This window comes from Biformimicrobium ophioploci, assembly GCF_030270605.1.
Taxonomy (GTDB): Bacteria; Pseudomonadota; Gammaproteobacteria; order Pseudomonadales; family Cellvibrionaceae; genus Biformimicrobium; species Biformimicrobium ophioploci.
Genome location: NZ_BSYJ01000005.1, coordinates 1 through 24,748, shown reverse-complemented (window position 1 = coordinate 24,748; position 24,748 = coordinate 1). Strand labels below are relative to the sequence as shown.

At 58.8% G+C, this 24,748-nt stretch carries 20 protein-coding genes and 1 pseudogene; 10 read left to right on the top strand and 11 right to left on the bottom strand.

The window, feature by feature from the left end; all coding sequences use genetic code 11:
* Positions 1–19: 19 nt before the first annotated feature.
* Complete coding sequence (locus QSJ80_RS11975) at positions 20–2,485, bottom strand: LamG domain-containing protein (protein WP_285764696.1); 2,466 nt, start codon at positions 2,483–2,485, stop codon at positions 20–22.
* Between the two features lie 6 nt (positions 2,486–2,491).
* Positions 2,492–3,688, bottom strand: coding sequence for a hypothetical protein (locus tag QSJ80_RS11970; RefSeq protein ID WP_434219181.1), 1,197 nt, complete (start codon positions 3,686–3,688; stop codon positions 2,492–2,494).
* Between the two features lie 296 nt (positions 3,689–3,984).
* On the opposite strand from QSJ80_RS11970, the gene QSJ80_RS11965 reads away from it, so the two are divergent.
* From QSJ80_RS11965 to QSJ80_RS11940, 6 genes are read left to right on the top strand one after another with little or no spacing between them, the layout of a single operon-like run.
* Positions 3,985–6,615 carry an HzsA-related protein gene (locus QSJ80_RS11965; protein WP_285764695.1) on the top strand — a complete coding sequence of 877 codons (2,631 nt, stop codon included), beginning with the start codon at positions 3,985–3,987 and terminating at the stop codon, positions 6,613–6,615.
* 60 nt (positions 6,616–6,675) lie between these two features.
* Positions 6,676–7,413 carry an outer membrane beta-barrel protein gene (locus tag QSJ80_RS11960; protein WP_285764694.1) on the top strand — a complete coding sequence of 246 codons (738 nt, stop codon included), beginning with the start codon at positions 6,676–6,678 and terminating at the stop codon, positions 7,411–7,413.
* Positions 7,383–8,027, top strand: a complete 645-nt coding sequence (locus tag QSJ80_RS11955; protein WP_285764693.1) for an outer membrane beta-barrel domain-containing protein — start codon at positions 7,383–7,385, stop codon at positions 8,025–8,027. The genes QSJ80_RS11960 and QSJ80_RS11955 overlap by 31 nt, the downstream gene beginning before the upstream one ends.
* A gap of 9 nt (positions 8,028–8,036) precedes the next feature.
* The gene (locus QSJ80_RS11950; protein WP_285764692.1) at positions 8,037–8,513 is read left to right on the top strand and encodes a TlpA family protein disulfide reductase; all 477 of its coding nucleotides are present in this window, start codon (positions 8,037–8,039) and stop codon (positions 8,511–8,513) included.
* Complete coding sequence (locus QSJ80_RS11945) at positions 8,510–8,725, top strand: DUF4266 domain-containing protein (protein WP_285764691.1); 216 nt, start codon at positions 8,510–8,512, stop codon at positions 8,723–8,725. The genes QSJ80_RS11950 and QSJ80_RS11945 overlap by 4 nt, the downstream gene beginning before the upstream one ends.
* A complete protein-coding gene (locus QSJ80_RS11940) occupies positions 8,712–9,896 on the top strand; it encodes a DUF3570 domain-containing protein (protein ID WP_285764690.1) in 1,185 nt (394 codons plus the stop codon). The genes QSJ80_RS11945 and QSJ80_RS11940 overlap by 14 nt, the downstream gene beginning before the upstream one ends.
* 106 nt (positions 9,897–10,002) lie before the next feature.
* Here the strand turns inward: QSJ80_RS11940 and QSJ80_RS11935 are convergent, their stop codons facing one another.
* Positions 10,003–10,395: a glycine zipper family protein gene (locus tag QSJ80_RS11935; RefSeq protein ID WP_285764689.1), complete on the bottom strand. Its 393-nt coding sequence runs from the start codon at positions 10,393–10,395 to the stop codon at positions 10,003–10,005.
* Between the two features lie 48 nt (positions 10,396–10,443).
* Positions 10,444–13,968, bottom strand: a complete 3,525-nt coding sequence (locus QSJ80_RS11930; protein WP_285764688.1) for an indolepyruvate ferredoxin oxidoreductase family protein — start codon at positions 13,966–13,968, stop codon at positions 10,444–10,446.
* A 289-nt stretch (positions 13,969–14,257) separates the two neighbouring features.
* On the opposite strand from QSJ80_RS11930, the gene QSJ80_RS11925 reads away from it, so the two are divergent.
* Positions 14,258–14,746: an Lrp/AsnC family transcriptional regulator gene (locus QSJ80_RS11925; RefSeq protein WP_285764687.1), complete on the top strand. Its 489-nt coding sequence runs from the start codon at positions 14,258–14,260 to the stop codon at positions 14,744–14,746.
* Between the two features lie 327 nt (positions 14,747–15,073).
* Positions 15,074–17,074: an alkyl/aryl-sulfatase gene (locus tag QSJ80_RS11920; RefSeq protein WP_285764686.1), complete on the top strand. Its 2,001-nt coding sequence runs from the start codon at positions 15,074–15,076 to the stop codon at positions 17,072–17,074.
* Between the two features lie 29 nt (positions 17,075–17,103).
* Here QSJ80_RS11920 and QSJ80_RS11915 read toward each other — a convergent pair whose 3' ends face one another.
* The 3 genes from QSJ80_RS11915 to QSJ80_RS11905 form a co-directional block, all read right to left on the bottom strand.
* On the bottom strand, positions 17,104–18,462 hold the full coding sequence (locus QSJ80_RS11915) for a class II 3-deoxy-7-phosphoheptulonate synthase (protein WP_285764685.1): 1,359 nt from the start codon (positions 18,460–18,462) through the stop codon (positions 17,104–17,106).
* A gap of 88 nt (positions 18,463–18,550) precedes the next feature.
* Entirely contained in the window at positions 18,551–19,741 is a 1,191-nt protein-coding gene (locus QSJ80_RS11910) for an amino acid aminotransferase (RefSeq protein ID WP_285764684.1), read from the bottom strand.
* A gap of 56 nt (positions 19,742–19,797) precedes the next feature.
* Positions 19,798–20,319 carry a MarR family winged helix-turn-helix transcriptional regulator gene (locus tag QSJ80_RS11905; protein ID WP_285764683.1) on the bottom strand — a complete coding sequence of 174 codons (522 nt, stop codon included), beginning with the start codon at positions 20,317–20,319 and terminating at the stop codon, positions 19,798–19,800.
* A gap of 247 nt (positions 20,320–20,566) precedes the next feature.
* On the opposite strand from QSJ80_RS11905, the gene QSJ80_RS11900 reads away from it, so the two are divergent.
* Both QSJ80_RS11900 and maiA read left to right on the top strand, forming a co-directional pair.
* Positions 20,567–20,740: a hypothetical protein gene (locus QSJ80_RS11900; protein ID WP_285764682.1), complete on the top strand. Its 174-nt coding sequence runs from the start codon at positions 20,567–20,569 to the stop codon at positions 20,738–20,740.
* Between the two features lie 8 nt (positions 20,741–20,748).
* On the top strand, positions 20,749–21,378 hold the full coding sequence (maiA, locus tag QSJ80_RS11895; protein ID WP_285764681.1) for a maleylacetoacetate isomerase: 630 nt from the start codon (positions 20,749–20,751) through the stop codon (positions 21,376–21,378).
* A 14-nt stretch (positions 21,379–21,392) separates the two neighbouring features.
* Here maiA and QSJ80_RS11890 read toward each other — a convergent pair whose 3' ends face one another.
* From QSJ80_RS11890 to QSJ80_RS11875, 4 genes and pseudogenes are all read right to left on the bottom strand, one after another.
* Complete coding sequence (locus QSJ80_RS11890) at positions 21,393–22,082, bottom strand: VIT1/CCC1 transporter family protein (RefSeq protein ID WP_285764680.1); 690 nt, start codon at positions 22,080–22,082, stop codon at positions 21,393–21,395.
* 254 nt (positions 22,083–22,336) lie between these two features.
* A complete protein-coding gene (locus QSJ80_RS11885; protein WP_285764679.1) occupies positions 22,337–24,043 on the bottom strand; it encodes a sodium:solute symporter family protein in 1,707 nt (568 codons plus the stop codon).
* Between the two features lie 9 nt (positions 24,044–24,052).
* Complete coding sequence (locus tag QSJ80_RS11880) at positions 24,053–24,370, bottom strand: DUF4212 domain-containing protein (protein WP_285764678.1); 318 nt, start codon at positions 24,368–24,370, stop codon at positions 24,053–24,055.
* Positions 24,371–24,470: 100 nt separating this feature from the next.
* A pseudogene (locus QSJ80_RS11875) lies at positions 24,471–24,748 on the bottom strand (DcaP family trimeric outer membrane transporter); the annotation flags it as partial.

Genomic DNA, 24,748 nt, shown 5'->3' with positions numbered 1-24,748 from the left:
CCTTACCTTCACCGATCCGTTAGTGGACCAGGATCGCTGCGCTACCCATGGCCGCCGCACAGGCAGCCTTGACCGTAGTCGCTGTCCGGTTCGCGTCACAGCCGGCAACACATGCCGTCATCTTGCCAATCAGGGATTGCAGCTCGGCGCGCATGGCTCCCGCTTCCGGGGCACTGCCAATATGGGCCATACCAGCCGGCCCGCTGACCTGCTCGACCAGCAGCGCCTTCAATAGCGGATCCACAATCAGGCTGTCATTGCCGCCGGCAAACGCGGAATCCGCCGGCGCGGTAAAATCAAAGCCCGGGAAAAACCCGGCACGCTCAGGAGAGTCCACCAACACGCTGCAATACTTGACCGCCAGCTGAGTGATACCCATCTGGTGCGCGGCTACGAACCCATCAATGGCAGGGTCAATCGGCAGCTGCTGCCGGACCTTGTCATAAGTAGCGGCAATATCCGGGTCGGTTGTACTGATACCCGTTGCCCGGGAAAGTGATGCATTGATCTGCGCAAAGCGCCTCAATCCCAAACGCGGCTGTTCAGGCAGGTCGGCGGCCGGTGCGGGCGCCGCTGGTACCGGCTCAACACGCACGAACTCACTGCTCCCCAACCGTTCGAACGTCAGGAAAAACTCATCGTTCTCCGCCCCCAGCTCCAGGCCAATAATGGTACCCAGCGGAGACAACTGCAGCCCCTCTGTCGCTACCGTGCCGGTCTCAACGGAGACATCGAGATTGGCATAGGCCTGACCGACCTCCGCTTCGCGCCCGTTGATACCAATACGCATACCCTCCACCACAACACCGGACAGGTCGGCATCTGGATCAAGGCTCATCAGTTTCGGCAGGCTGAACAGGTAACCGTAATTATCAAACTGCTGCACCTCCACCAGTACATAGCTTTCTGCTACACCGGTATGCTCCTCAACGCTGAACAGCAGGAAATATTTCTCGCCGACACCCGCCTCAAAATTCGCAGTAATATCCTCGGGCGTCAGCGCACGGGAATGAACAGCAACCATACGCACCGAACCCTGCCACGGGTACTCCCCGGAAACCTCGTTGCCCAGCGCAAATGCAAAGGTATCATCCCAGTTGGAAAGGGTATCGGCCGGCAGTGGATCTGTTGAAACCACGAGCTCGCCATTCACATACAGGCGACGACCGTTCAGCGGGTCGTAGCTGGCCACCACATGCTGCAACGTAGCCTGTGCCACCTCATCGGCATCGTTGGTGATCAGCGCCGGCATTCCGTCCGCGTCCGTATTCGCTGCCCGGTTGCTGTACACGTAGTTGTACATATTCTGGCCAAGGGCAAAGTTCCGCGCTTCATTACCACCGGCGTAACTGACGATGCGCACCGGGCCATCCTGAACGACATTGGCCGGCGCGACCCAGGCTTCCAGGGTGTACTCACCGGTTACACTCAGCAGATCAAACAGTTTCTTGCTGGTGACTGTGGCCGCCTGCGCCTTGCCCTCGTTAAAGCGAACGCCCCAGGAGCCAAGCCACTCATAGTTGCCACTCAGGGCAAGGTCCATTGCCGGCTCAACACCAGAGGTGTCGTAGGCCGTGGTACCGCTCCCGGTCTTGAATTCATACAGTGCAACCAGGTGATTTTCCACGCGTCCACCACCGCTGGCGACAATACCGTCGGGCAGGTACAGCGCCTTACTGGTGACCCACGCAGGATCCACCTGCGCCAGGGGGATCGCATTGGCAAAGCTTGTGATTGCCGCGGTCATTTCGTCTTCATTGGCCGCGCAATCGCTCCAGCAGTTATGGAATTCCGCCCCAAGGCGAATGCTGAAGCGGGAGTTTTCCGGCGTTACCAGGTCCATCTTGGTCTTGGCCGCCTCGTAAGCCTGCTCCACGTCGGCACTTGCGAAGTATGGCTGCTGAGCAAAACGGGCACTCTCACTGTGGCAGCTCGCACAATAGGTCGTCAGCAGCGGGTAAACCGTGGTGGAAAAATTACCGCCGTCTGCAGGAAAGGTCTTGCTGGTGCCGATCTCACGAATTGGTGGCGCCGTCAGGACGATCTCGGTACTGAGGCTACCCGCTTCTTTCGCCCAGGCTTCGATGTAATTGGTGATGATCGAGGCGCAGGCGTCGGCGCTGTCCAGCCAACAGTTGTGCCCTTCGGCAACCTTGGTCACCAGACGGGATTCCGCCGGGGTATTGAGGTCAACCAGGGGCCGCCCCTCACTGTAGGCGAGATTGATATCGTCAAAGCGGACAAAGCGCGGACTCTGGCTTTCGTTGTGGCAGCTTCCACAGCGATTGTCCGCGCGCAGGTTATCCCAGATATTGATCTTGTACTGCTGCACATCATCAGACTGCGGCGCCGGGCCGGTATAGGTGGAGGGCGCACTGCTGCCCGTATCGGTATTTGGCTGGCTGGTGGTTTCCTGGCCGCTGCCGCCGCTGCATGCCGCCAATGAGAGCGAGGCCAATATAGTTAGTGCATTGAGTAACTTCATAAATACCTACTCCCCTGCACAGTAAACTGCGGAGTCGGCGTATACCTGCTTCAGGCGATAGCCGCTTGTTTTGAAACTGTCAGTCATCTGCGCGATCCGCGTCCGGTCCGCCGCGTCTTCCGGCTTGCGAATACAGACCTGCTCAAACACCTTGGTAACCTGGCACTGGGCGAACGCCTCGCTGTTGGCCAACTCCTCTCCCAGAGACTTGGCACCATTGCCTCCACCTGGCAGCGCAGCACTCCAGCCCAAATGCATATTGGGCCCCTCGCGCCAGTAGTTGTCCCAGCGATCATCCGGCGTGATAAAACCCAGGGCGAAGGTGCTGCTATTGATATGGTATTTCGCCTTCACCCGGGTACCCGTAGCCGGGTCCGTATTGCCCGAGGTGTTGAAATCGATGCGCCCGTTATCACCCTGAGGGTCATTGTCCGGGTTATAGGAGAAATCGTAGTAAGCAAATGCCTGGGCCATGGGGTCCATGCCGCTGTGGCAGCCCACGCAATTGTTCTGGTAAACGCGACTATCACCACCGGGGCTGCGACTGACATCCTGCCTGACCCGGTCCGGCACACGCGAGGTATCGGCCAACTGCTCCATATCCCGGCAAAGGTGGTTCAGCATCGTGAAACGGAACATTGCGCGATTGGTGCCGGCAATGAAGAACGACTTTGCCGCGGCCCGCGTGGTCATCAGGCCGGCCGTTGCAGAAACTGGCAGACCACTGACAGACGACTGCGTGGTGGCGACAAGGTTGTCCCGCAGGCTGAAGCCTCCTGACTCCAGCGCCGCGTAGTGATCATTGTTCGAAGCGCTGTATGCAGGCAGGCCAAGTGCAGAGTCTGCTGTGTACACAAGATCGGCCGACAACAGCTCGCGAAAATCCCTGTCGTCGCGCACAGCACCTATCACTGTCGCAACGTAATCATTCAGCGGCACAAATACATCGAAATCCCGGTTGGTCCAGGGCGTCGCCAGGTCCTTCAGCGTCACGCTGTAAAATGCCTCGTTCTGCATCGCCAACCATGCAGCACCCTGCGTATCTCCGGATGCAATCTGGTCTGCCATATCCAGCAACACCTGCTCGGATGGCTGGATCCCGGTGATACGACTGTGGATACGCTCGGCCTGCTCCAGCGGCCCCGCCTGGGCAGACTGGAGCATAAATCCGGTCAAAATATAAGCAAGAAAAAGTTTCTTCATCCCGATTCCAAAATACCGTCGAACAGGCCTGCAGCCATTGAATACCAAGCGACGTTTACCGAATACTGACGAATACTAAGGATTCCTGTGTTACAGGCCAGAGATAGTTTGCGGAAGTGTCGAACAGTCCCTCTTTTTCGAAAAGATTTGTTGAGCCTCACCCCGTTTACTGAGAGCATGCAAGCATCTGAATTATTTCAATATTTTGACCAATTGTTTCCGCTTCGAGCGCCGGCCTGAGTGTGCGGCCATCAACTGCTTTGTGCGGAAAAAGACCGACTTGGGGAAAACCAGCATTGAACAAGTTTTGGGCATTGTTTTTTGCCGGATTTTTAACCGCCTGTAGCGGCGGCTCCGGGAGCGACAGCAGCATCAGCGGGGACCAGAAAGCAGATCCCGTCGTAGTCGATTACCCGATCGTTTTCGTGCGTCGCCCGCTACCGTTGGATGAGGAAGGCATGCTGGCAACGGACGACGTGCTGGCACCGCAGGAATTTCGCCCCGGGGCCTCGCTGATTCTGAAAGACCGCGCCAGCGGCGATGCGCCGGAAACAGTCCTGACCGAAGGACTGTTTGAGGGCGACATTGACATCCAGCACCTCAACGTGTCCCCGGATGGAGAAAAGCTGATCTTCTCCCTGCGCGAACCGGAAATCCCGGGCGCCGATGAAGATGAGCAGCCTACCTGGGATATCTGGGAGTACGCACTCGAGAGCGGCGACCTGCGCCGGATCATCGCCACCGACATCAGCGCTGAAGCGGGCCAGGACCTCTACCCCGCCTACCTGCCGGACGGCCGCATTATCTTCTCATCCACCCGCCAGCGCCGCGGGCGTGCACAGCTGCTCGATGACAACAAGCCGCAATACTCTGGTCTGGAAGAAGACCTGGATAACGAAGCCTTCACGCTCCACGTCATGGATGAGGACGGCAGCAACATCAAGCAGGTCACGTTCAACCAGAGCCACGACCTGGCCCCGGCCGTCATGCCAGACGGGCGCATCCTGTTCAGCCGCTGGGACAATATGGGGCGCAGCGACAGTGTCAGCCTGTATACGACAACTCCGGATGGCCGCAATATCCAGCCCTACTACGGATATCACAGCCAGGCCACAGGCAGCGACAACAGTGCCGCCCTGCATGCGCGCCCATGGATGCTGGAAAACGGCCAGACCCTGGTGATCCTGCGCGCACGAGAGAGTAATCGCTTCGGCGGTGACCTGGTAATCGTCGATGGCGAAAACTTCACGGAGGCCTACAGCGAACCGAACCAGTCCGGCACACTGGTGGGCCAGAACACTGTTTCGGTCTTTGAAGTCCTGACCAACAGTGAACTCTCTCCGCACGGCCACTTCGCCTCGGCCTACCCATTGCGGGACGGCTCCGGACGCCTGCTGGTCAGCTGGAGCGATTGCCGCATCATCGACCAGTCCACGATGCTGCCGCAGCCCTGTACCGACGAGAACCTCGCCCAGCCCGACCCGGTCCCGGCAGATCCACTCTACGGCCTGTGGATATACGATTACAGCGACGGCACCCAGCGCCCCGTGGTAGTCGCCGAGGAAGGCATCATGATCTCCGAGGCAGTGGCCCTGGAACCTTCCTTCACGACCGGGTTTATTGCAGATCCGATTGCCGGCGCAGACCTTGAGCAGACACTGGTCGACGAGAACGCCGGCATCCTGGATATCCGCAGCGTTTACGATATCGATGGAACCGACATCGTCGAAGGCGGCATCGCTGCCATCGCGGACCCCGTACTCGCAACCGCTGAAGACAGGCCCGCGCGCTTCCTGCGCATCGTCAAGGCCGTTCCGATCCCGGACGAAAACGTCCGCGAATTCAACCCGTCCGCATTCGGTGTCAACCGCTCCCAGCTGATGCGCGAGATTGTCGGCTACACCCCGATACAGCCAGACGGTTCCGTCCGGGTACGGATTCCGGCCAATATTCCGTTTGCTATCTCTGTGGTTGACCGGGACGGCCGCCGAATTTTTGGCCCACACCAGAACTGGCTACAGTTGCGCCCGGGTGAGATCCGCAGCTGTACCGGCTGTCATGAGCGCGGCAGCGAAGTACCGCATGGCCGTGCCGACAAGGAGCCACAATCTGCCTGGCCCGGTGCGAGCACCAGCGACCTGGCCTTCCCCAATACCGAGCCGGCCCTCAAGGCACAGATGGGGGAAACCATGGCACAGTTGCTGTCGAGGATCGCTGGCGAGGCTTCACTTTCCGGCGACCTCGGTTTCATTGATGTCTGGACCGATCCGCTGGTTCGCCCAAAAGATCCGAGCTGGGACATTTTTTATCGCGACCTGACCACCGCGATTCCGGCAGCACCCGGCTGCGAAACAACGTGGCAGGATCGCTGCAAGGCGATCATCCATTATCCCACCCATATCCAGCCAATCTGGGAGCTACCGCGCCCGGTTTTCGATGCAAATGACATGCTTATTGCCGACCACACCTGTACCGGCTGCCATACCAACCGCGATGCAAACAGCATGACCCAGGTGCCCGCCGGCCAGCTGGAACTGACCGCCGGCCAGTCGGACGTCAACCCTGACTGGATGACTGCCTATGCAGAGTTGCTGCTGGAAGATGGCCAGCAGGAGCTGGTTGACGGCGCGCTGCGCGACCTGACAAGACAGGCCACAGATGACGACGGCAACCCGTTGTTCCAGCTGGACGGCAACGGCGATCCGCTGCTCGACATCAACGGCGACCCGATTCCGTTACTGGAGCCTGTACCTCAGGGCGCGTCCATGCGTGCCGGCGCCGCAGTCGCCAGTCGTTTTTTTGAGAAATTTGAGGCTGGAGGCAGCCACGCCGGGTACCTGACCGCCGAGGAGCTGAAACTTATTTCCGAGTGGCTGGACATCGGCGCACAGTATTACAACAACCCGTTCGAGGCGCCGGTGAATTAAGTGAATATTGCGCACGCTTCAAGACCCTCCCCTCGCACCCGTATTTTTCTGGTAACCGCCGTGCTGACAGTCCTAAGCATGCTTACCTCTCCTGCGCGCGCCATACCCCCTTTTCTGGAGAACGAGCCCGTAACCGAAGTCATCGTCAGCGCGCCCTATGTGGACGTTCACACCGGTCCGGGCCGGGGCTATCCCGTCTTCCACGTCGTCGAGTTTGGCCAGACACTCAAGCTGATCAAGCGCCGCACAGGCTGGGTAAAAATCGAAACCGGGCGCGGCAAGCAGGGCTGGGTGCGCATTTCTGATCTCGACCGCCTCGAAACCCAGAGCGGTGAAACGATTGCAATCCGGCAGCCCGATGCACGCGACTTCAGGGCTTCGCGGGTCCACCTCGGTTTCAGTACCGGCCAGTTTGGTGGCGCCAGCACGCTGGGGCTGACCCTCGGCTATCGCTTTACTGCCAACCTCTCGGCGGAGGTACGCGCAACACAGGCGGTGGGCGACTATTCCAACAGCCAGACTTTCCAGGTAGCAGCGAAACACCAGCCCTTCCCGGACTGGAAAATTTCCCCGTATTTCGCCATGGGCGCGGGCATCAATAGCACTGCGCCCAATGCCACGATCATTGCTGCGGAAGACCGCAACGATACCGCAATGCTTGCCGCAGTCGGCGCATCCATGTACCTGTCCCGGCGCTTTGTATTGCGCGCGGAATACACCAACCACTACCTGCTGACCAGCAGAGAAGAAAACCAAGAGGTGAACGAATGGAAACTGGGAATCGACGTCTTTTTCTAGCGGCGGCCGGTTTTCTAACCACCCTGCTTGCCCCCGCTGCTTTTGCCGATGACACCATCGAGGACATCATCGCGCCGGATATTGAGCGCCGGGAAATCCGTGAAGCCAATATCGACAGCGAGAATTTCGAGGTCTCCCTGCTCGGCGGCATCATGAACATCGAAGATTTCGGGTCCAATGGCGTCACCAGTCTCAGCATCAATTACCACCTGAGTGAAGACTTCTTCGTGGAAGCTGCCTACGGCATGACCGACATGGCGGAATCCAGTTACGAACGACTCAGCGGCTCTGCGCCATTGATGACTGACGAAGAACGTGAGCTCTCCTATTACAGCGCATCGCTCGGCTACAACTTCCTGCCCGGTGAATTTTTCGCCGGCAGCGATTATGCGTTTAACAGCACCTTCTACCTGCTCGGCGGTGTGGGCAACACACTGTTTGCAAACGAGAAGCACTTCACCTTCAATCTGGGCGCGGGCCTCCGGTTGCTGCCAACCGACTGGATTTCAGTGCGACTTGAATTTCGTGACCACATTTTTGAACATGACCTGTTTGGTGAGACAATTCGGACCAACAACCTGTCTGCGCAACTGGGCGCCTCGATTTATTTCTAGGAGATTCATGTGATTCGTTATTTTTTATCCGCCGTTTTGCTTGCAGCCAGCACAGTTGCGATGGCAGCCCCGGACAAGCCGGACTTCACCCTCGCCTCAAACCAGGGCGAAAACCTGCGGCTTTCCGAGCAGCGTGGTGAAGTCATCATGATCAACTTCTGGGCCTCCTGGTGCGGCCCGTGCCGCAAGGAAATGCCACTGCTCAATGAGCTGGACAAGCGCTACAAGCCGGCCGGCTTCAAGGTATGGGGTGTCAACGTGGACGCCAATCGCGCGGACGCCGAGGCAATGCTGGAGAAAATCCCGGTGGACTTCGCCGTCCTGTTCGATAGCGACAGCAGCGTAAGCCAGCAGTTTGGCATCGATGCCATGCCCAGCACCGTATTTATCGACCGAGACGGCAAGGTACGCCATATTCACCGCGGCTATCGTGACGGCGACGATGCCAGCTACAAGAAATGGATCAAGACCCTGATTCGCGAATGAAAAAGATCATCCTGAGTCTGATGTTGCCGGTTCTCGCCGGCTGCAGCACAACCCCCTGGGTGGCGCCATACGAGCGCCACTACCTGGCCGACCCGATCATGCAGTTTGACCGGGATCCGGTCGCGGCGGGCTATATGAACCACGTTTACGAAGCGCGTGAATCGGCCCGGGGCGCAGAAGGCGGTACCGGAGGTGGCTGTGGCTGTAACTGAGTTGCGCAGCTATCTCACTCCGGCGCGTTTGCGCAATCTGCTGACCGGTTTGCTGGTGGTACTCTGCTTGCCAGCGCAGGCAGCGGTATTACCGGAAGAGCGAGTCGACAGCCTCTACCATTCCTATGACGGTGGTGGTGTAACCATCGACGGCCCGTCTATCCTGGTGCGCAAGAATATCGGCGAGACCGTATCACTGTCTGCAAACTATTACGTGGATATGATCTCCGGTGCGTCCATCGATGTGGAAGCCACCGCAAGTGCCTATTCGGAAGAGCGCAAGGAGTACTCCCTCGGGGCGGATTACCTGGTGGATAAAACCCGCCTCAGCGTCGGCTACACCAACAGCAATGAGGACGACTACCAGGCCGAGACCACCAGTTTTTCCGTCAGCCAGGATTTCTTCGGCGACCTGAGCACACTGTCCATGCGGGTCAGCTTCGGTAACGACGATGTTGGCCGCAACGGCGATGAGAATTTCGCCGCGGAGGCGACCCACCGGCGCTACGGGCTCACCTGGAACCAGGTACTCACGCCAAAGCTGATGGCCGCTCTGAGTATCGAGACGGTTTCTGACGAAGGCTTCCTGAACAATCCCTATCGCAGCGTGCGCTACCTGGATCCGACGGTTGAGAAGGGTTTCAGCTATGAACCCGAGCTCTACCCCACCACACGCAACAGCGATGCACTCGCACTGCGCGCCATCTACCGACTACCCTACCGCGCTGCACTGAAGGGCGAAGCGCGCACCTACGCAGACAGCTGGGGAATATCGGCCCGCAATTTCGAGCTGCGCTATACGCACCCGCTGCGCGAAAGCCTGTTACTCGAGGCCAAGTTGCGCCAGTATCAGCAAAACGGGGCGGATTTTTACAGCGACCTGTTTGATTACTCTGAAGCCACCAACTTCCGCGCCCGGGACAAGGAGCTGAGTGATTACACCACGTCCACATTAGGCCTAGGTGTTACCTATCGCTTGCCCGGCAACTGGTCACTGCTGTCCGATCGCAACACCATCAATCTCTACTGGGATTACATGATGTTCGATTACGATAATTTCAGCGATGTACGGGTGCATGAACGCGAGACCAACACCCTTGGCGCGGGTGAAGAGCCCAGCTACAAATTTGCCAGCAATGTGATCCGCCTCTACTGGTCCCTCTGGTTCTAAAAAGCCAGAAAGAGTGAAGCCGGGCATTGCCCGGCTTCTGGTTGGCCTGTGAGACCTCGATTCTGCTGAATTAGATACCCGTCCCTCGGGTAAGTTCCAATTTACGTCAATTTAGTACACGATATCCGCGACCCGCGAGACAGCGGCGCACGATCACATTCTCATCCCGGACCGCGCTGCCTGCCCCGGAAATACCGCCGATTAATGCACCGGCACCGGCAGCCCGCTTGGCGGTACCGCTGTTACCGACAATGGCACCGAGGGCGCCACCTGCCAACGCACCACCAATGGCACCACCGGCTGCGCGGCCACCCTGACTGCGGCGCGCGTTATAGGCGTACATCCGGCAGTCTGCCAGATCGCGCTGGTAACTCGCCATATTCACGCCACGGGTATCGATCATGACATTGCCTGCGCCGGGCACCTGCTCTGGTTGAGTGGCACAGCCGGCCAGCACTAACACCGACGCTGCAGCTGCAATACAAATTCGCACTTTCATAGAAACCCCAAAAAGTTGTCGCGGGATTCTACATGTTTAGACGTCGGTCTAATGGACCGCCAGTTTTGCACCGCCTGCTTTGTGACCGAAAAACGCTTTCAGTTCGCTCCAGCGCGGCATAACTGTCGCAACTTTCGCATCCCGCACATGTCCGTAGCCACGGATATCCAGCGGCAATCCCAGCATTTCCAGTGCCTCATCCAGGTTGGCTTCCTCCAACACGGACGCGATGTGCAGGATCTCTGCTTCCACTTCCCGCGCCCAGGCGCGCTCGGCGCGGCGCTCGGTGGTGTAGCCGAATATATCCATCGGCGTGCCACGCAACACCTTGCCTTTCGCGAGTACCGGCATGAGTTTCGCCAACCAGCCGCCAATTCGCATTTTGCGAATTTTTCCACCGGCATCAGGACGCGCCAGCAATGGCGGCGCCATGTGGAATTCGAGTTTATAGTCACCGCTGAAGGTTTCCTGCAGCTGGCGCTGGAAGTCCTCACCGGAATACAGGCGCGCTACTTCATATTCATCCTTGTAGGCCATGGCCTTGTAAAGGCTGCGCGCGGCGTTGGCGGTCAGGGCGCCCATTGAACCTGAGACCCGTTTTTCTGCCTGCGCGATTGCCCCAACTGCACGCTCAAAGTGCGCAGCGTAGGCGCGGTTCTGGTAAGCCTCCAGCTCCGACGTGAATCGCTTGATCAGCGCCTCCGGGGTTTCGCTGGCGGGTTGCAGGGTGATGGGTTGTGCCGGCGTAAGCAGCACCTCAATCGCCGAGGGGTTGGCCTTCAACAGTCGACCGGCACGGAATGCGCGCAGGTTGGTTTCCACTGAAACGCCATTCAGTTCGATGGCTCGCTCCAGCGCAGAAATGGCAATCGGGATCAAACCACTCTGCGCGGCATAACCCATCACCATCAGGTTCGCCGCCACTGCATCGCCAAACAGTGCTTCGGCATAGCGGCTGGCATCAAAGCCAAAATAATTTTCCTCACCACAGACTTCGCGCAGGGATTGTTTGGTCGCATCCGCCGGGAATGCCAGGTCCTGATCCTTGATAAAGGCGGCCACTGGCACTTCCACGGTATTCACCACAGCGCGTGTATTACCGGCATTGAACTTGGCCCGTTGCGCGGCACCGGTCACCATGTCGCAGGCGAGTAGCAGGTCTGTGGATGCATCACGAATACGCGCGGTGGTGATATCAGCTGGCGTCGCACCAACCTTCACGTGTGCCACCACGGAGCCGTTCTTTTGCGAAAGCCCGGTGAAGTAAAGCGTAGTACTGCCCTTCTGCTCCAGATGTGCCGCCATACCCAGCAGCGCCGCCACGGTAAGCACGCCGCTACCGCCAATACCGCCGACGAGGATATTCCAGGTGCCTTGTACCGCAGGGATCTCTGGCTGGCTTGCGCCAGGCAGACCCGCGATGGCCTCGTCCAGAGCCCTGGCCAGTGTTGTGGTATCCGGCTTCTTCAGGCTACCGCCGACGACGCTGACAAAGCTCGGGCAAAAACCGTCGGCACAGCGCATGTCCTTGTTACAGCTGGACTGGTTGACCTTGCGCTTGCGCCCGAACGGCGTCTCTACCGGCTCAACCGCAATACAGCTGGACTGCGCGCTGCAATCACCACAACCTTCACAGACACGCTGGTTGATCAGCAGACGCTCCTGGGGATCCTCCATCAGGCCTTTCTTCCGGCGGCGACGCTTCTCCGCGGCACAAACCTGCTCAAAAATAATTGCCGTCACGCCGGGCACTTCACGCAGCTCACGCTGCACGGCATCCAGCTGGTCGCGCTCCATTAACTCGACGTCCGCTGGCAACAGGTTGCGATTGGCGCGCCAGTAATCGATATTTTCGCTTAACAGCACCACGCGCCCGACGCCTTCCGCGAGCAGCTGCCTCGACAGGCTCGGTGCCGTCACCTCGCCTTCCGCCGGCTGGCCACCGGTCATGGCCACCGCATCATTCAGCAGCACTTTGTATGTAATATTGACCTTACTGGCGACCGCCTGCCGGATCGCGAGGATGCCGGAGTGGTTGTAGGTACCATCTCCCATATTCTGAAAAATATGGTTCATGGTGGTGAAGCGATGCATGCCCACCCATTGCGCACCTTCGCCTCCCATGTGCGAATAGGTATCGGTACGCAGGCCCTTGCCCAGCGCCATGATGTGGCAACCAATACCGGCGCTACCAGTGCTGCCTTCCGGCAGTTTAGTGGAGCTGTTGTGCGGGCAACCGGCACAGAACACCGGCTCGCGACGCAGCAGCTTTTCGCGGCAGGCTTCCGGCGCGCGCGGCAATGCCTCGAGCGCAGGCACCAGGGATTTACCGAATTCGGTGTCACCGAGCCAGCGTACAATCGCCTCGGCAACCTTGTCCGGGCCAAAGCCCCAGATCTCCGGCAGCAGCCAGTTACCATCGAGGTCCTTCTTGCCGACGATCGCCGGGCGCTGCGCGGACTCCAGCTGGTACATCAGGGTCTTGATCTGGTCCTCGACCATGGGTCGCTTTTCCTCGACCACGAGAACGCGTTCCATACCGGCCGCAAAGCCCAGCATACCTTTTGGCTCAAGCGGCCAGGTCATCGCGACCTTGTATATGGAAATACCCTGCTGCTCCAGCGCTGCCTCGGAAATATTCAGCAGGCGCAACGCTTCGATCAGGTCGCCGTGGGCCTTGCCGACGGTGACGATACCGAAGCGCTTTTGCGGCGCATCCACAATGATGCGATCGAGGCGGTTCTCGCGGGCAAACGCCTGTGCAGCGGGAATGCGTTCCTCCACCATACGGCGCTCGTACTCGAGGCGCTCGGCAGGCCAGTTCAGGTGCGGGTCGTAATTGAGGCCGTGCGCCGGAATCGGGAAGTCAGCGGGCAGCCTGAATTGCGGCATGCCGGGCAGAATGATGGAGGCGCCACTTTCGACGGTCTCGGTAATTGCCTTGAAGCCCACCCACAGGCCACTGAAACGGGACATGGCAATGCCGGCCAAACCAAGGGTGAGGTATTCCTCTACATCCGCAGGAAACAGCAACGGCATCTGCACGGACTCGAAAATGCCGTCCGTGTTGTGGGAAAACATGGAAGATTCTGCCGTGTGATCGTCACCCCCCAGTGCGAGCACACCACCGTTACGCGCGGTGCCCTGCACGTTGGCCTGACGGAATACGTCCGCCGAGCGATCCACGCCGTGCCCCTTGCCATACCAGATGGAGAAGACCCCGTCCTTGTTAGCGGTATTACGGTAGTGCTCCAGTAGCTGCGTGCCCCAGATATTGGTGGCGCCCATGTCCTCGTTGATGCCCGGCTCGAAATGAATATCACGCTCGGCCAGAATTTTTTTGTTGCGCCACAGGGCCTGGTCAAAACCGCCCAATGGGGAACCCCGGTAACCGGAAATGAAGCCGGCGGTGTTTAGCCCGGCTTCAAGGTCCAGCGCTTTCTGCATTAGCGGCAATCTGACCAAAGCATCTATACCGGTCAGGAATACCCTGCCTTCTTCACGCGTGAACGCAGCCTTGAGCGAATATTCGCTATCGAAACCGAGTTCCTGGTCAACACTTACCATCGCCATCGCAATACACCATCTAACTAGCTGGAATCAGTAGCTGGAAAAATCAGCCGGAAAAAGTTGCCGGAAAAAGTTGCCGGAAAAAGTTGCCGGAAAAACAAACGCTAAAACTACCACCGCGCCCGATAGCTAGTCCTACCAATTTTTGTGTAATCCACCGTACTGCGTGACAGGAATGTATACTGTCGGCTATATTTTTGAGAACAAATAGCGCAAATGACCGCGCGAACGAAATTTGTACCAATCACCAGCAGGTCCGACCGGTCAAATTTCCAACAGAAGGATGGGACACATGGCCGCCTACCAACTCGACAGCATCGACAAGAAGATCCTCGAAATCCTGCAGACAGATGCGACCATCCCCAACATCGAGCTGGCGGAGCGCGTTTGCCTGTCTCCTTCACCCTGCTCGCGCCGGGTCAAAAACCTGCACGAACAGGGGTTTATCAATCGCTCGGTTACGCTGCTCGAGGCCGAGAAAGTCGGTTTGCCGGTCAGCGTGTTCATCCAGGTGACCCTGAACCACCAGGTAAAGAAAGAAATTACCCGGTTCGAGGAGACCATCGAGCAGTGGCCAGAAGTGATGGAGTGCTACCTGATGACGGGGGATTTCGACTACCTGTTACGCGTGGTCGTTCCTGACCTGCAGTCTTACCAGCGCTTTCTCGACAAGAAACTCACCGAAGTCCAGGGTATCGACCACATCAAGAGCAGCTTCTCGCTGAAGCAGGTGCGCTACCGCACCGAGCTACCGCTGGACCAGGTCGACGCACCGGACTAACCACCACTGATAACCCCGCAGCACTTTCCGGCGGAACTCCGGTCGGATTTGGCGGGCTTTTTTGCTGCCCAGGCTAGATAACGGCTTTTTACGTATATACATTTTCAAATGCGAAATCACCGGCCGGAAATTTCCTGATATCGCGGCCGATTACCGCCCAGACCGCACACCCGTGCCGGTCCCGATCTGCCAGCAATACTTGCATCCCCGCCCGAACCCGGCAACATTGAACGGCAAAGCGGTACCAGATCCGCCGGCGCGACAGTGCATTCTCAGCACCAAAGCCGACGGCAAAGCAACCAGACAAGAACCTCGACAGGACGGAAGATGGTGCCATCCAAGCGCAGCCCGACCCTCGCGAACAATCTACGATTGCTTGCCCTACCGCTCATCTTGCTTATCTCAGCCTGCACCCCCAGGCAGGAACCACCGCAGACGGATTATTTTTCCGCTGCCAGCCAGCACACCCTGCAACGCAACCACTCATTGACGCAGCAGCTGGCACTCGAGGACCAAAGAGACTTTGAACAGGCCCGCCGGGGGCTGATCGCCACCCCGCCCTCCCTGATTGTGGAGAGCTCTGACGGAAGGCGTATCTGGAGCCAGGACGACTACCGCTTTATCCGGGGCGAGTCACCGGATACCGTCAATCCCAGCCTGTGGCGGCAGGCCGCACTGAACAATATTCACGGCCTGTTTGAGGTCGCGCCGGGAATTTACCAGCTTCGTGGGTTCGACCTCGCCAATATGACCCTGATCCAGGGCGAGACAGGCTGGATCGTTGTCGACCCCCTCACCTCAACAGAAACCGCCCGCGCCGCGCTGGATTTCGCCTTCAAGCACCTGCCTCGCAAACCCGTAACCGCGCTGATCTATACCCACAGCCATATCGACCACTTCGGCGGGACGCTCGGCGTGACGAGCGGAATGTCGCTCGATGACAACAGTCTCCGGGTAATCGCCCCACAGGGATTCATGGCAGAGGCCACCAGCGAAAATATCCTTGCCGGTATCGCCATGGGACGTCGCGCGAGCTACATGTACGGACGCCACCTCGAGCGCTCCCCAACCGGGCATATAGACACCGGGCTCGGCAAGGAACCCGCGCTCGGGCAGTTCGGCCTGAAGCAACCTACGGAAACAGTGCCGCGCGAGGGGCTGCAGACGCGGATCGACGGCGTCCAGTTTGAGTTTTTCGATGTCTCGGGTTCGGAGGCCCCGGCGGAGCTGGTCTTTTACCTGCCACAACACAAAGCTTTCTGTGGTGCAGAAGTGGTTTCCCGCAACCTGCACAATGTGTACACCCTGCGCGGCGCCAAGGTCAGGGACGCACTGGCCTGGAGCCGCCATATCGACAGGATGAAGCAACACGCCGGCGAGGCCGAAGTACTCTTTGCAAGCCATCACTGGCCGGTATGGGACAATGCGGCCATTCAATCTTTTCTGGCCGGGCAACGGGACACCTACAAATACATCCACGACCAGACCCTGCGGCTTGCCAACCAGGGTGCGACCGCAGCAGAAATTGCCGAGCAGATCCGCCTGCCCGATGCACTGCAAAGCCGTTTCGCCAATCGCGGGTATTACGGCACCGTCAGCCACAATGTAAAAGCGGTTTACCAGCACTACTTTGGCTGGTACGACGGCAACCCCGCCAACCTCAACCCCCTGCCCCCTGCGGAATCTGCATCCCGCTATGTGGCATTGATGGGTGGTGCGGAGACAGTGATCCAGCGCGCATCCGAGGCCTTTGAAGCAGGCGAATATCGATGGGCTGCAGAAATCCTCAACCATGTGGTGTTCGACCAGCCCGACCATGAACAGGCCCGCGATCTGCTGGCCGGGGTTTACGAACAACTCGGCTTCCAGGCCGAGTCCGGTCCATGGCGGGACACGTACCTGAGCGCCGCACAGGAGTTGCGGCACGGGGTCATGGCGGCGGTGTCACCACTGCAAGGTGCCACCGAACTTCTGCGGCAGACACCGGTGCCGCGCTTTCTCGACAGCCTCGCAACCCGGCTGAACGGGCCCAAAGCCGCGGACAGGCACCTGACGATCAAGCTGGTAATTGCTGATCGCAAAGAACGCTACCTGATCGAGGTTGCCAACGGGGTACTACACCACCGCGTTACCAGCGAATCTGCACCCGCAGACGCAACGCTGCGCGTATCGCACGACTTCTTCATTCGGATACTGACGGGATCAGTGGGGCTGGGAGAAGCACTGACCTCTGATGAGGCCAGCGTGGAAGGCAGAATACTGCGGCTGGTGGAATTCCTGGGCCTGCTCGACAAACCGGATGGCAACTTTGCAATCGTCACCCCCTGACAGAAAAGCCAGGGGGTTCAGGGAAACACTCAGGCGCGACCTTCGCGCAGCATTTCCGCCACGCAGAATGCCAGTTCCAGAACCTGGTCGGCATTGAGGCGAGGGTCGCACTGGGTACGGTAACAGGTGGCCAGGTCTGCATCGGAAATCTCCCAGGCGCCACCGGTACACTCGGTGACATGCTCACCCGTCATTTCCAGGTGCACCCCGCCGGCATGGCTACCCTCTGCCGCATGCACCGCAAAGAACTCGCGAATCTCCTGTAGAATCTTGTCGAAGTTGCGCGTCTTGTAACCGCTGCTGGCCTTGACCGTGTTGCCGTGCATCGGGTCTGTACTCCACAGCACACTGCGGCCTTCCTGCTGTACACGGCGCGCCAGTGCAGGCAGCTTATCACCTAGCACACCGGCACCCATCCGCGTGATCAGGGTCAGGCGTCCCGGGGCATTTTCCGGGTTGAGCTTGTCGATCATGCGGATCAGGTCGTCCCCTTCCATGCCCGGCCCCACCTTCACCCCAATCGGGTTGTGCACACCGGAAAGATACTCGATATGCGCGCCATCCAGCTGTCGCGTGCGCTCACCGATCCACAGCATATGCGCGGAACAGTCATACCAGTCGCCGGTCTGGCTATCGATACGGGTCAGGGCCTCCTCGTAATTCAACAACAGGGCTTCATGCGAGGTATAGAGCGTGGTTTCACGGATTGCGGGGGTATTGTCGGAATTGACTCCACACACGGCCATAAATTCCAGCGCCTCCTGCAGGCGTGCGGCCAGCTGCTCGTACTTGCCGCGCAGCGGGTTGCCGTCCAGGAAGGCCAGGTTCCACTGGTGCACCTGATGCAAGTCTGCAAGGCCACCCTGCGCAAACGCACGCAGCAGGTTGAGCGTGGACGCCGCCTGGTGGTAGGCCTGTACCATGCGTGCGGGATCGGGCGTGCGCGCCGCGGCATTAAAACCGATGTCATTGATGATATCACCACGGTAACTGGGCAGGCTGATGCCGCCCTGGCTTTCCTCGGCAGAAGAACGCGGCTTGGCGAACTGACCCGCCATACGCGCGACCTTGACCACCGGCATATTGCCTGCAAACGTCAACACCACCGCCATCTGCAGGATCACCCGGAAAGTGTCCTTGATGCGCACGGCACCAAAGTCGGCAAAGGTTTCCGCGCAATCACCACCCTGCAACAGGAACGCCCGCCCCTCCGCCGCATTCGCCAGCTGACGGCGCAGGTCCCGCGCCTCCTGCGCAAACACCAGCGGCGGCTGCGCACGCAGGATCTTTTCCGCGTCGAGTACCGCATCTGCTGAGGGATAAATCGGCTGCTGGTGGGCCGGGTGTGCGCGCCAGCTATCCGGGCGCCAGTCCTTTACCGGTGACAAAACAAAATCCTTACTTCTTTAAAAATGCACAAGGCGGCTTAAAGCCGCCCTGCTCTCCACTGGTCAATGCCAGAAAGGCAAACCAGACCTAGATCACTGAGGCAATTGCACTGGTCAGGTACTGCATGTTCGCCTGGCTCACGCCCGCCACATTGATGCGGCTGGAGTCCACGATATAGATAGAGTACTCCTTTTTCAGGCGTGCCACCTGCTCCGGGCTGATGCCCAGGAAGGAAAACATACCGCGCTGGCGCTGGATGAAGCTGAAGTCGCCGTCCGCACCATTGGACACCAGGTTTTCCACCAGCCCGGTACGCAGGCTGTTGATACGCTCGCGCATATCGGAGAGCTCAGACTCCCAGTTGGCGCGCAGGCCCGCATCCGTGAGGATGGTTTCAACAATGGCACCGCCGTGGTTCGGCGGCATCGAGTAGTTGCCACGGATCACACTCAGCAGCTGGCTCTGGCCCACGTCTGCCTGGGCGGAGTTCGCATATACCACCATCGCAAGACCCACACGCTCGCGATAGAGGCCAAAATTCTTGGAGCAGGAAGCCGCGATAATCACTTCCGGCAGCTTGCTCGCCATCACGCGTGCACCGTAGGCGTCTTCCGCCAGGCCTTCACCGAAGCCCTGGTAGGCCATATCGATGAACGGGGTAAAGCCGCGCTCCAGCGCCAGCTCAGTGACCAGGTCCCACTGCTCGCGGGTCAGGTCCGCACCGCAGGGGTTGTGACAGCAACCGTGCAGAAGCACCAGGTCGCCAGCCGGCACCTTTTTCAGGGCTTCGTACATCTCGTCGAAACGCAGGCTGCTGGTGGCGCGATCATAATAGGGATAGGTCTCGATATTGAGGCCCGCGTAACCCAGCAGCGGTACATGGTTGGCCCAGGTCGGGTCACTCACCCAGATGGTCGCACCCTGCTTGGCACGATTGGCAAACTCTGCCAGCACCCGCAGCGCACCACAGCCACCCGGGGTCTGTGCACCACGTACGCGGTTGTCGGTCAGCGCGGGATGGCCTGCACCAAGCACCAGCTCGGACATGGTAGAGAAGAAGCCCGGTGTACCAGCAGGACCGACATAGACCTTGGATTCTTCGGTGCGAAGCAGACGGGTTTCCGCTTCTTTGACCGCCTGCAGGATTGCAGTGTGGCCAGCCTCGTCCTTGTATACACCTACGCCCAGGTCAATCTTGTTCGGATTGTCATCCGCGCGGAATTCCGCGAGCAAGCCAAGAATCGGGTCCGCAGGCAACGCGGAAAATTGTTCGAACATTTACGTAATCCCCAAAACACAAAACAACAAACAACGTGGAATTAAACTTCGCGGCCCTAGTCTTCGTGCGACGCGAGGCCATGCATCCCCCACTCCAATGCACGGCTCATCAGTTTCTCCAGGATGACATCCAGCTGAACGCGCTCCTCCTCGGTCAGGGAAGCCATCAGGTCGTTCTCATAACGCTTGGCCAGTGGCACGATGCGGTTATATACGCCCTTGCCGGACTCCGACAGGTACAGCATCTGCCGGCGCCGGTCGACCTGGTCTTCCTTGCGCTCAAGGTATTCACTCTTCAGCAGTGCAGAAACTGCACGACTGATCGCAACCTTGTCCATCGCGGTCTGCTCAACCAGCTCCGCCGCGGAAAGGCCCGGATAACGCCCGAGGATCGCCATCACGCGCCAGGCCGGCAACGTCAGGCCAAACTTGGCACCGTAGGCACCGGCAATGGCATTACTGACCCGGTTGGAAAGCACAGACAGTCGATACGGCAGGAATTTCTCCAGCCGCAGCTCCGCCGTCCTGCTTTCCGGGCTCTCGCCAGTGGTTGCTTCCGGTCCTTTTGTTTCACTCATTTCCAGTTACCGACTGAGGCTACTTTTTAGCCAGCGCACCTGCGGAAAACTCCCGGGCGCGGCCTTGTTCACGATTACAAATGTATCTAACATTGGTTTCAAATGTAACCTGTGTGGCCTCGATAGTTGCGGCGGCGGGAAGCAGCATACGTGCGGTACACGTACAGAGGCAGCGCCCACAGCCACACCGGAATGCATCAGCCGAAGAGCACATCACGAAGAAATGCGACCGCGCATTATATGCCCTATGTCCGCCATTTTTGTGATTTATTTTGTAATTTGCGGCAATAAAACCACGCAAATCGGCCAGAAATTTACCAGCTGTGTGACGGCCGCAGGCACAGTGGATGTTTCTCACACCAACCGTACAGGTTTTAACCAGCAGCCAGCGCGGCAGATTGCGCCGCCCGAAAAGGAATGAAGCTCCCGATGGAACTGCACGGATACTTTCGCTCTTCTGCCAGCTACCGCGTGCGTATCGCCCTCAACCTGAAGGGCCTGCAGTACGATTACTGCCCGGTGAACCTGCTGAAAGGCGAACAGAAAGGAGAGGCGTACCGGGCGCGAAACCCTCAGGGGCTGGTGCCCACGCTTGCTTATGGGGACAAGTCACTGACCCAGTCGCTGGCCATCATCGAGTGGCTGGAGGAGCAGCACCCCCAGCCGGCGCTGCTACCGGCGGACAGCTTCGAGCGCGCCCGCATTCGCGCCCTGGCCTACAACGTCGCCTGTGATATCCAGCCCATACAGAACCTCAGGGTACTGAAGTTTCTCCAGACCGAATACGGCATCAGCGACGAACAGAAAGCGGCGTGGGTCAGGCACTGGATCGACCAGGGCTTTGCAGCCCTCGAGCAACAGATGTCCGCCATACCTTTTGCCTCCGGTGCTACGCCGGGGCTATTTGAGGTTTGCCTGATGCCGCAGATTTACAATGCAGAGCGCTTCGGAGTGGAGATGAGCGCTTTCCCAAAACTACAGGCAATCGCTGAAGCATGCTCAGCCCTGCCGGCGTTCGAACAGGCGCGCCCGGAAAACCAGCCGGATTCCACGCTCTAATTGTACGTCTGCCGCTAGACCACCACCCCGAACAGGCGGCCCACCGCCGCCGTCGCCAGCATCGCGGCGCTGCCCCAGAACAACACCCGCAGCGCACCGCGCATCATTGGCGCACCGCCCGCGCGGGCAGCCATCGCCCCCAGTACCCCCAGGCACAGCAGCGAGGCAGTAGCGACGCTGAAGATAACGCCCTGCAGCGGCACCAGCCAGGCCACCAACAATGGCACAGCAGCGCCAATGACAAAAGTCAGCGCAGATGACAGCGCCGCGAGGATGGGTTGCGCGCGCACATTGTCGGAAATACCGATCTCATCCCGCGCATGGGCAGCCAGCGCATCTTTTTCCATCAACTGCCTTGCCACCTGTGTTGCCAGCTCGGCACTCAGGCCGCGCGCCACGTAGATTTCTGCCAGTTCCCGTACCTCACCAGCATAATTGTCGCGCAGCGCTTGCCTTTCGATTTCCAGGTCCGCCTGTTCGATATCGGCCTGCGAGCTTACGGATACATACTCCCCCGCCGCCATCGACATGGCACCCGCCACCAGACCCGCAACCCCGGCGAGCAGGATACTTTCCTGGCTGGTGCCCGCGGCGGCCACCCCAATCACCAGGCTGGCGGTGGAGACGATACCGTCATTTGCACCAAGCACCGCAGCGCGCAGCCAGCCTGACCGATGCACGCGATGGGATTCTGGATGTGTCATGAAATACCCGCACCTACTGTGAAAATGTCCTGAGTCGTGCAAAAGGTTAACCCACAGCCCCGCCGGGGTCACCCGACAGAAAGATCAGGTTAGCAATGCAGAAAAAGGAGGAAAGAAAAAACAAAAAAGGCGGAATCCCCCAGGCGTCCGGGGTTTCCGCCAACAGTGCTCACCGAGAGCAATTCACAACAAAAATAACGACTACATATCTGTCACACAGTACAGGCGGAGTTACCCCCGCCCGTCTGCGGGTCCTAGTGGGCAGTGGCCTCACCGGCGCCTTTCGGGAAGCGGATGTTCGCCACCATCTCCTGTACATCCTGCGGAGATTCAGTGGTGACACGCGCTACCGCCATGGCCACTACAAAGTTGATCACCATACCGAGTGTACCAATGCCCTCCGGAGAGATGCCGAACAGCCAGTTCTCAGGCACATTGCCAGCCGGATTGATGAACTTGAAGTAGATGATGTAGGCCGCGGTGAAGGTGATGCCAGACAGCATACCCGCGATTGCGCCTTCCTTGTTCATGCGCTTGCTGAAGATACCCATGATGATGGCCGGGAAGAAGGACGACGCTGCCAGGCCGAAGGCGAACGCCACCACCTGTGCCACAAACCCTGGTGGATTGATTCCGAGGTAGCCGGCAACACACACTGCCACCGCCGAGGCAATCCGGGCGTAGGTCAGCTCCTGCTTCTCACTGATGTTGGGCATCAGGTTGCGCTTCAACAGGTCGTGCGAGACCGAGGTCGAAATCACCAACAGCAGGCCCGCGGAGGTCGACAGGGCTGCAGCAATACCGCCCGCTGCCACCAGCGCGATTACCCAGGCTGGCAGGTCGGCAATTTCCGGGTTGGCCAGTACCATGATGTCGCGGTCGATCTTCATCTCGTTGCGGTCATCGCCCGAGTAGAACATCTTGCCGTCTTCGTTCTTGTCTTCCCAGCTGATCAGACCGGTTTTTTCCCAGTTGGTGATCCAGCTCGGGGCTTCCGTATAGGCAGTACCCTGTGCATCCGGACCATTGATGGTGTCGATCATGTTCACACGGGCAAAGGAAGCGATCGCCGGTGCAGTGGTGTACAGCAGCGCGATGAACAGCAGCGCCCAGCCCGCGGATTTACGCGCGTCACGTACCTTCGGCACGGTGAAGAAGCGTACGATCACATGCGGCAGGCCTGCAGTACCCACCATCAGGGCTGCGGTGATGAAGAATACATCGATGGTGCTTTTGGTCCCCGATGTATATTCCGTAAACCCTAGCTCAGCCGAGAGCCCGTCTAGCTTGTCGAGCAGGTAGGTGCCACTGCCGTCCGCCAGTTCGGAACCGAAGCCGATCTGCGGGATCACGTTGCCAGTCATCATCACGGAGATGAAGATTGCCGGCACCAGGTAGGCGAAGATCAGTACGCAGTACTGCGCAACCTGGGTGTAGGTGATGCCCTTCATGCCGCCGAGTACCGCGTAGAAAAACACAATGCCCATGCCGATGATTACACCGGTGGTCACGTCAACTTCCAGGAAGCGCGAGAACACCACACCAACACCGCGCATCTGGCCCGCTACATAGGTAAAGGACACGAAGATCGCACAGATCACCGCTACGGTGCGCGCCGTCTGCGAGTAGTAGCGGTCGCCAATAAAGGCCGGCACCGTGAACTTGCCAAACTTGCGCAGGTAAGGTGCGAGGCACAGTGCCAGCAGCACGTAGCCGCCGGTCCAGCCCATCAGGTATACCGCACCGTCGTAACCCATGAAGCTGATCAGGCCAGCCATGGAGATGAAGGACGCAGCCGACATCCAGTCAGCGGCCGTGGCCATGCCGTTCGCCAGCGGATGTACACCGCCACCGGCCACGTAGAAGTCATTGGTGGAACCGGCACGGGACCAGATCGCGATGCCGATATACAGCGCGAACGTCATGCCGACGATGATAAAGGTTAGCGTTTGGATATCCATGATCTACTCCTACTGGCCGAACTTTTCTTCGAGCACCGGCTCGGCTTCTTCAGCCTCGTCGTGGTCCTCGTGAACGTTGTACTTGCGATCGAGCTGGTTCATCTTGTAGGCATAAACCGCGATCAGTACCAGGAATACGTAGATGGCACCCTGCTGGGCAAACCAGAAGCCCAGTTTGAAACCGCCTACCCGGATTGCATTCAGTTCATCCACAAACAGAATTCCACAGCCGAACGAGACCAGGGCCCAGATGCTCAACAATGTGAACATGAGGCGCAGGTTCTCTTTCCAGTAGGCTTCTGCATGATTTTCGCTTTCAAAGCTCATGGGCATTCTCCGTGATTACTTTGTCCGTGTTTACTTTGTCCTTGGCTATCCAAGTCCGTGTTTATTATTGTCATGGGCCATTATTCCTCGGGACTCCGGGTTAGAAAACATATTTGACTGAGAACTGCAGGCGACGCATCTCGCCCTCGTCATCCAGCAGCAGGCCGCTGAAGTTCTCGACCTGCTTGCTCGCCAGGATATATTCCCCACCGAGGGTCATCTTCGGCGTGGGCGAATACAGCAGGTTCACGTGGGTGCTGGTGTAGTCGGCAGCGGTGTTGTCGGACAGGTAATCCGGGTTATCCGCGGTAATGGCGGAAAGCACCAGGTTACTGCGCCACTCACTGTTCCAGAAATGGCGGAATGCCACATAGCCAC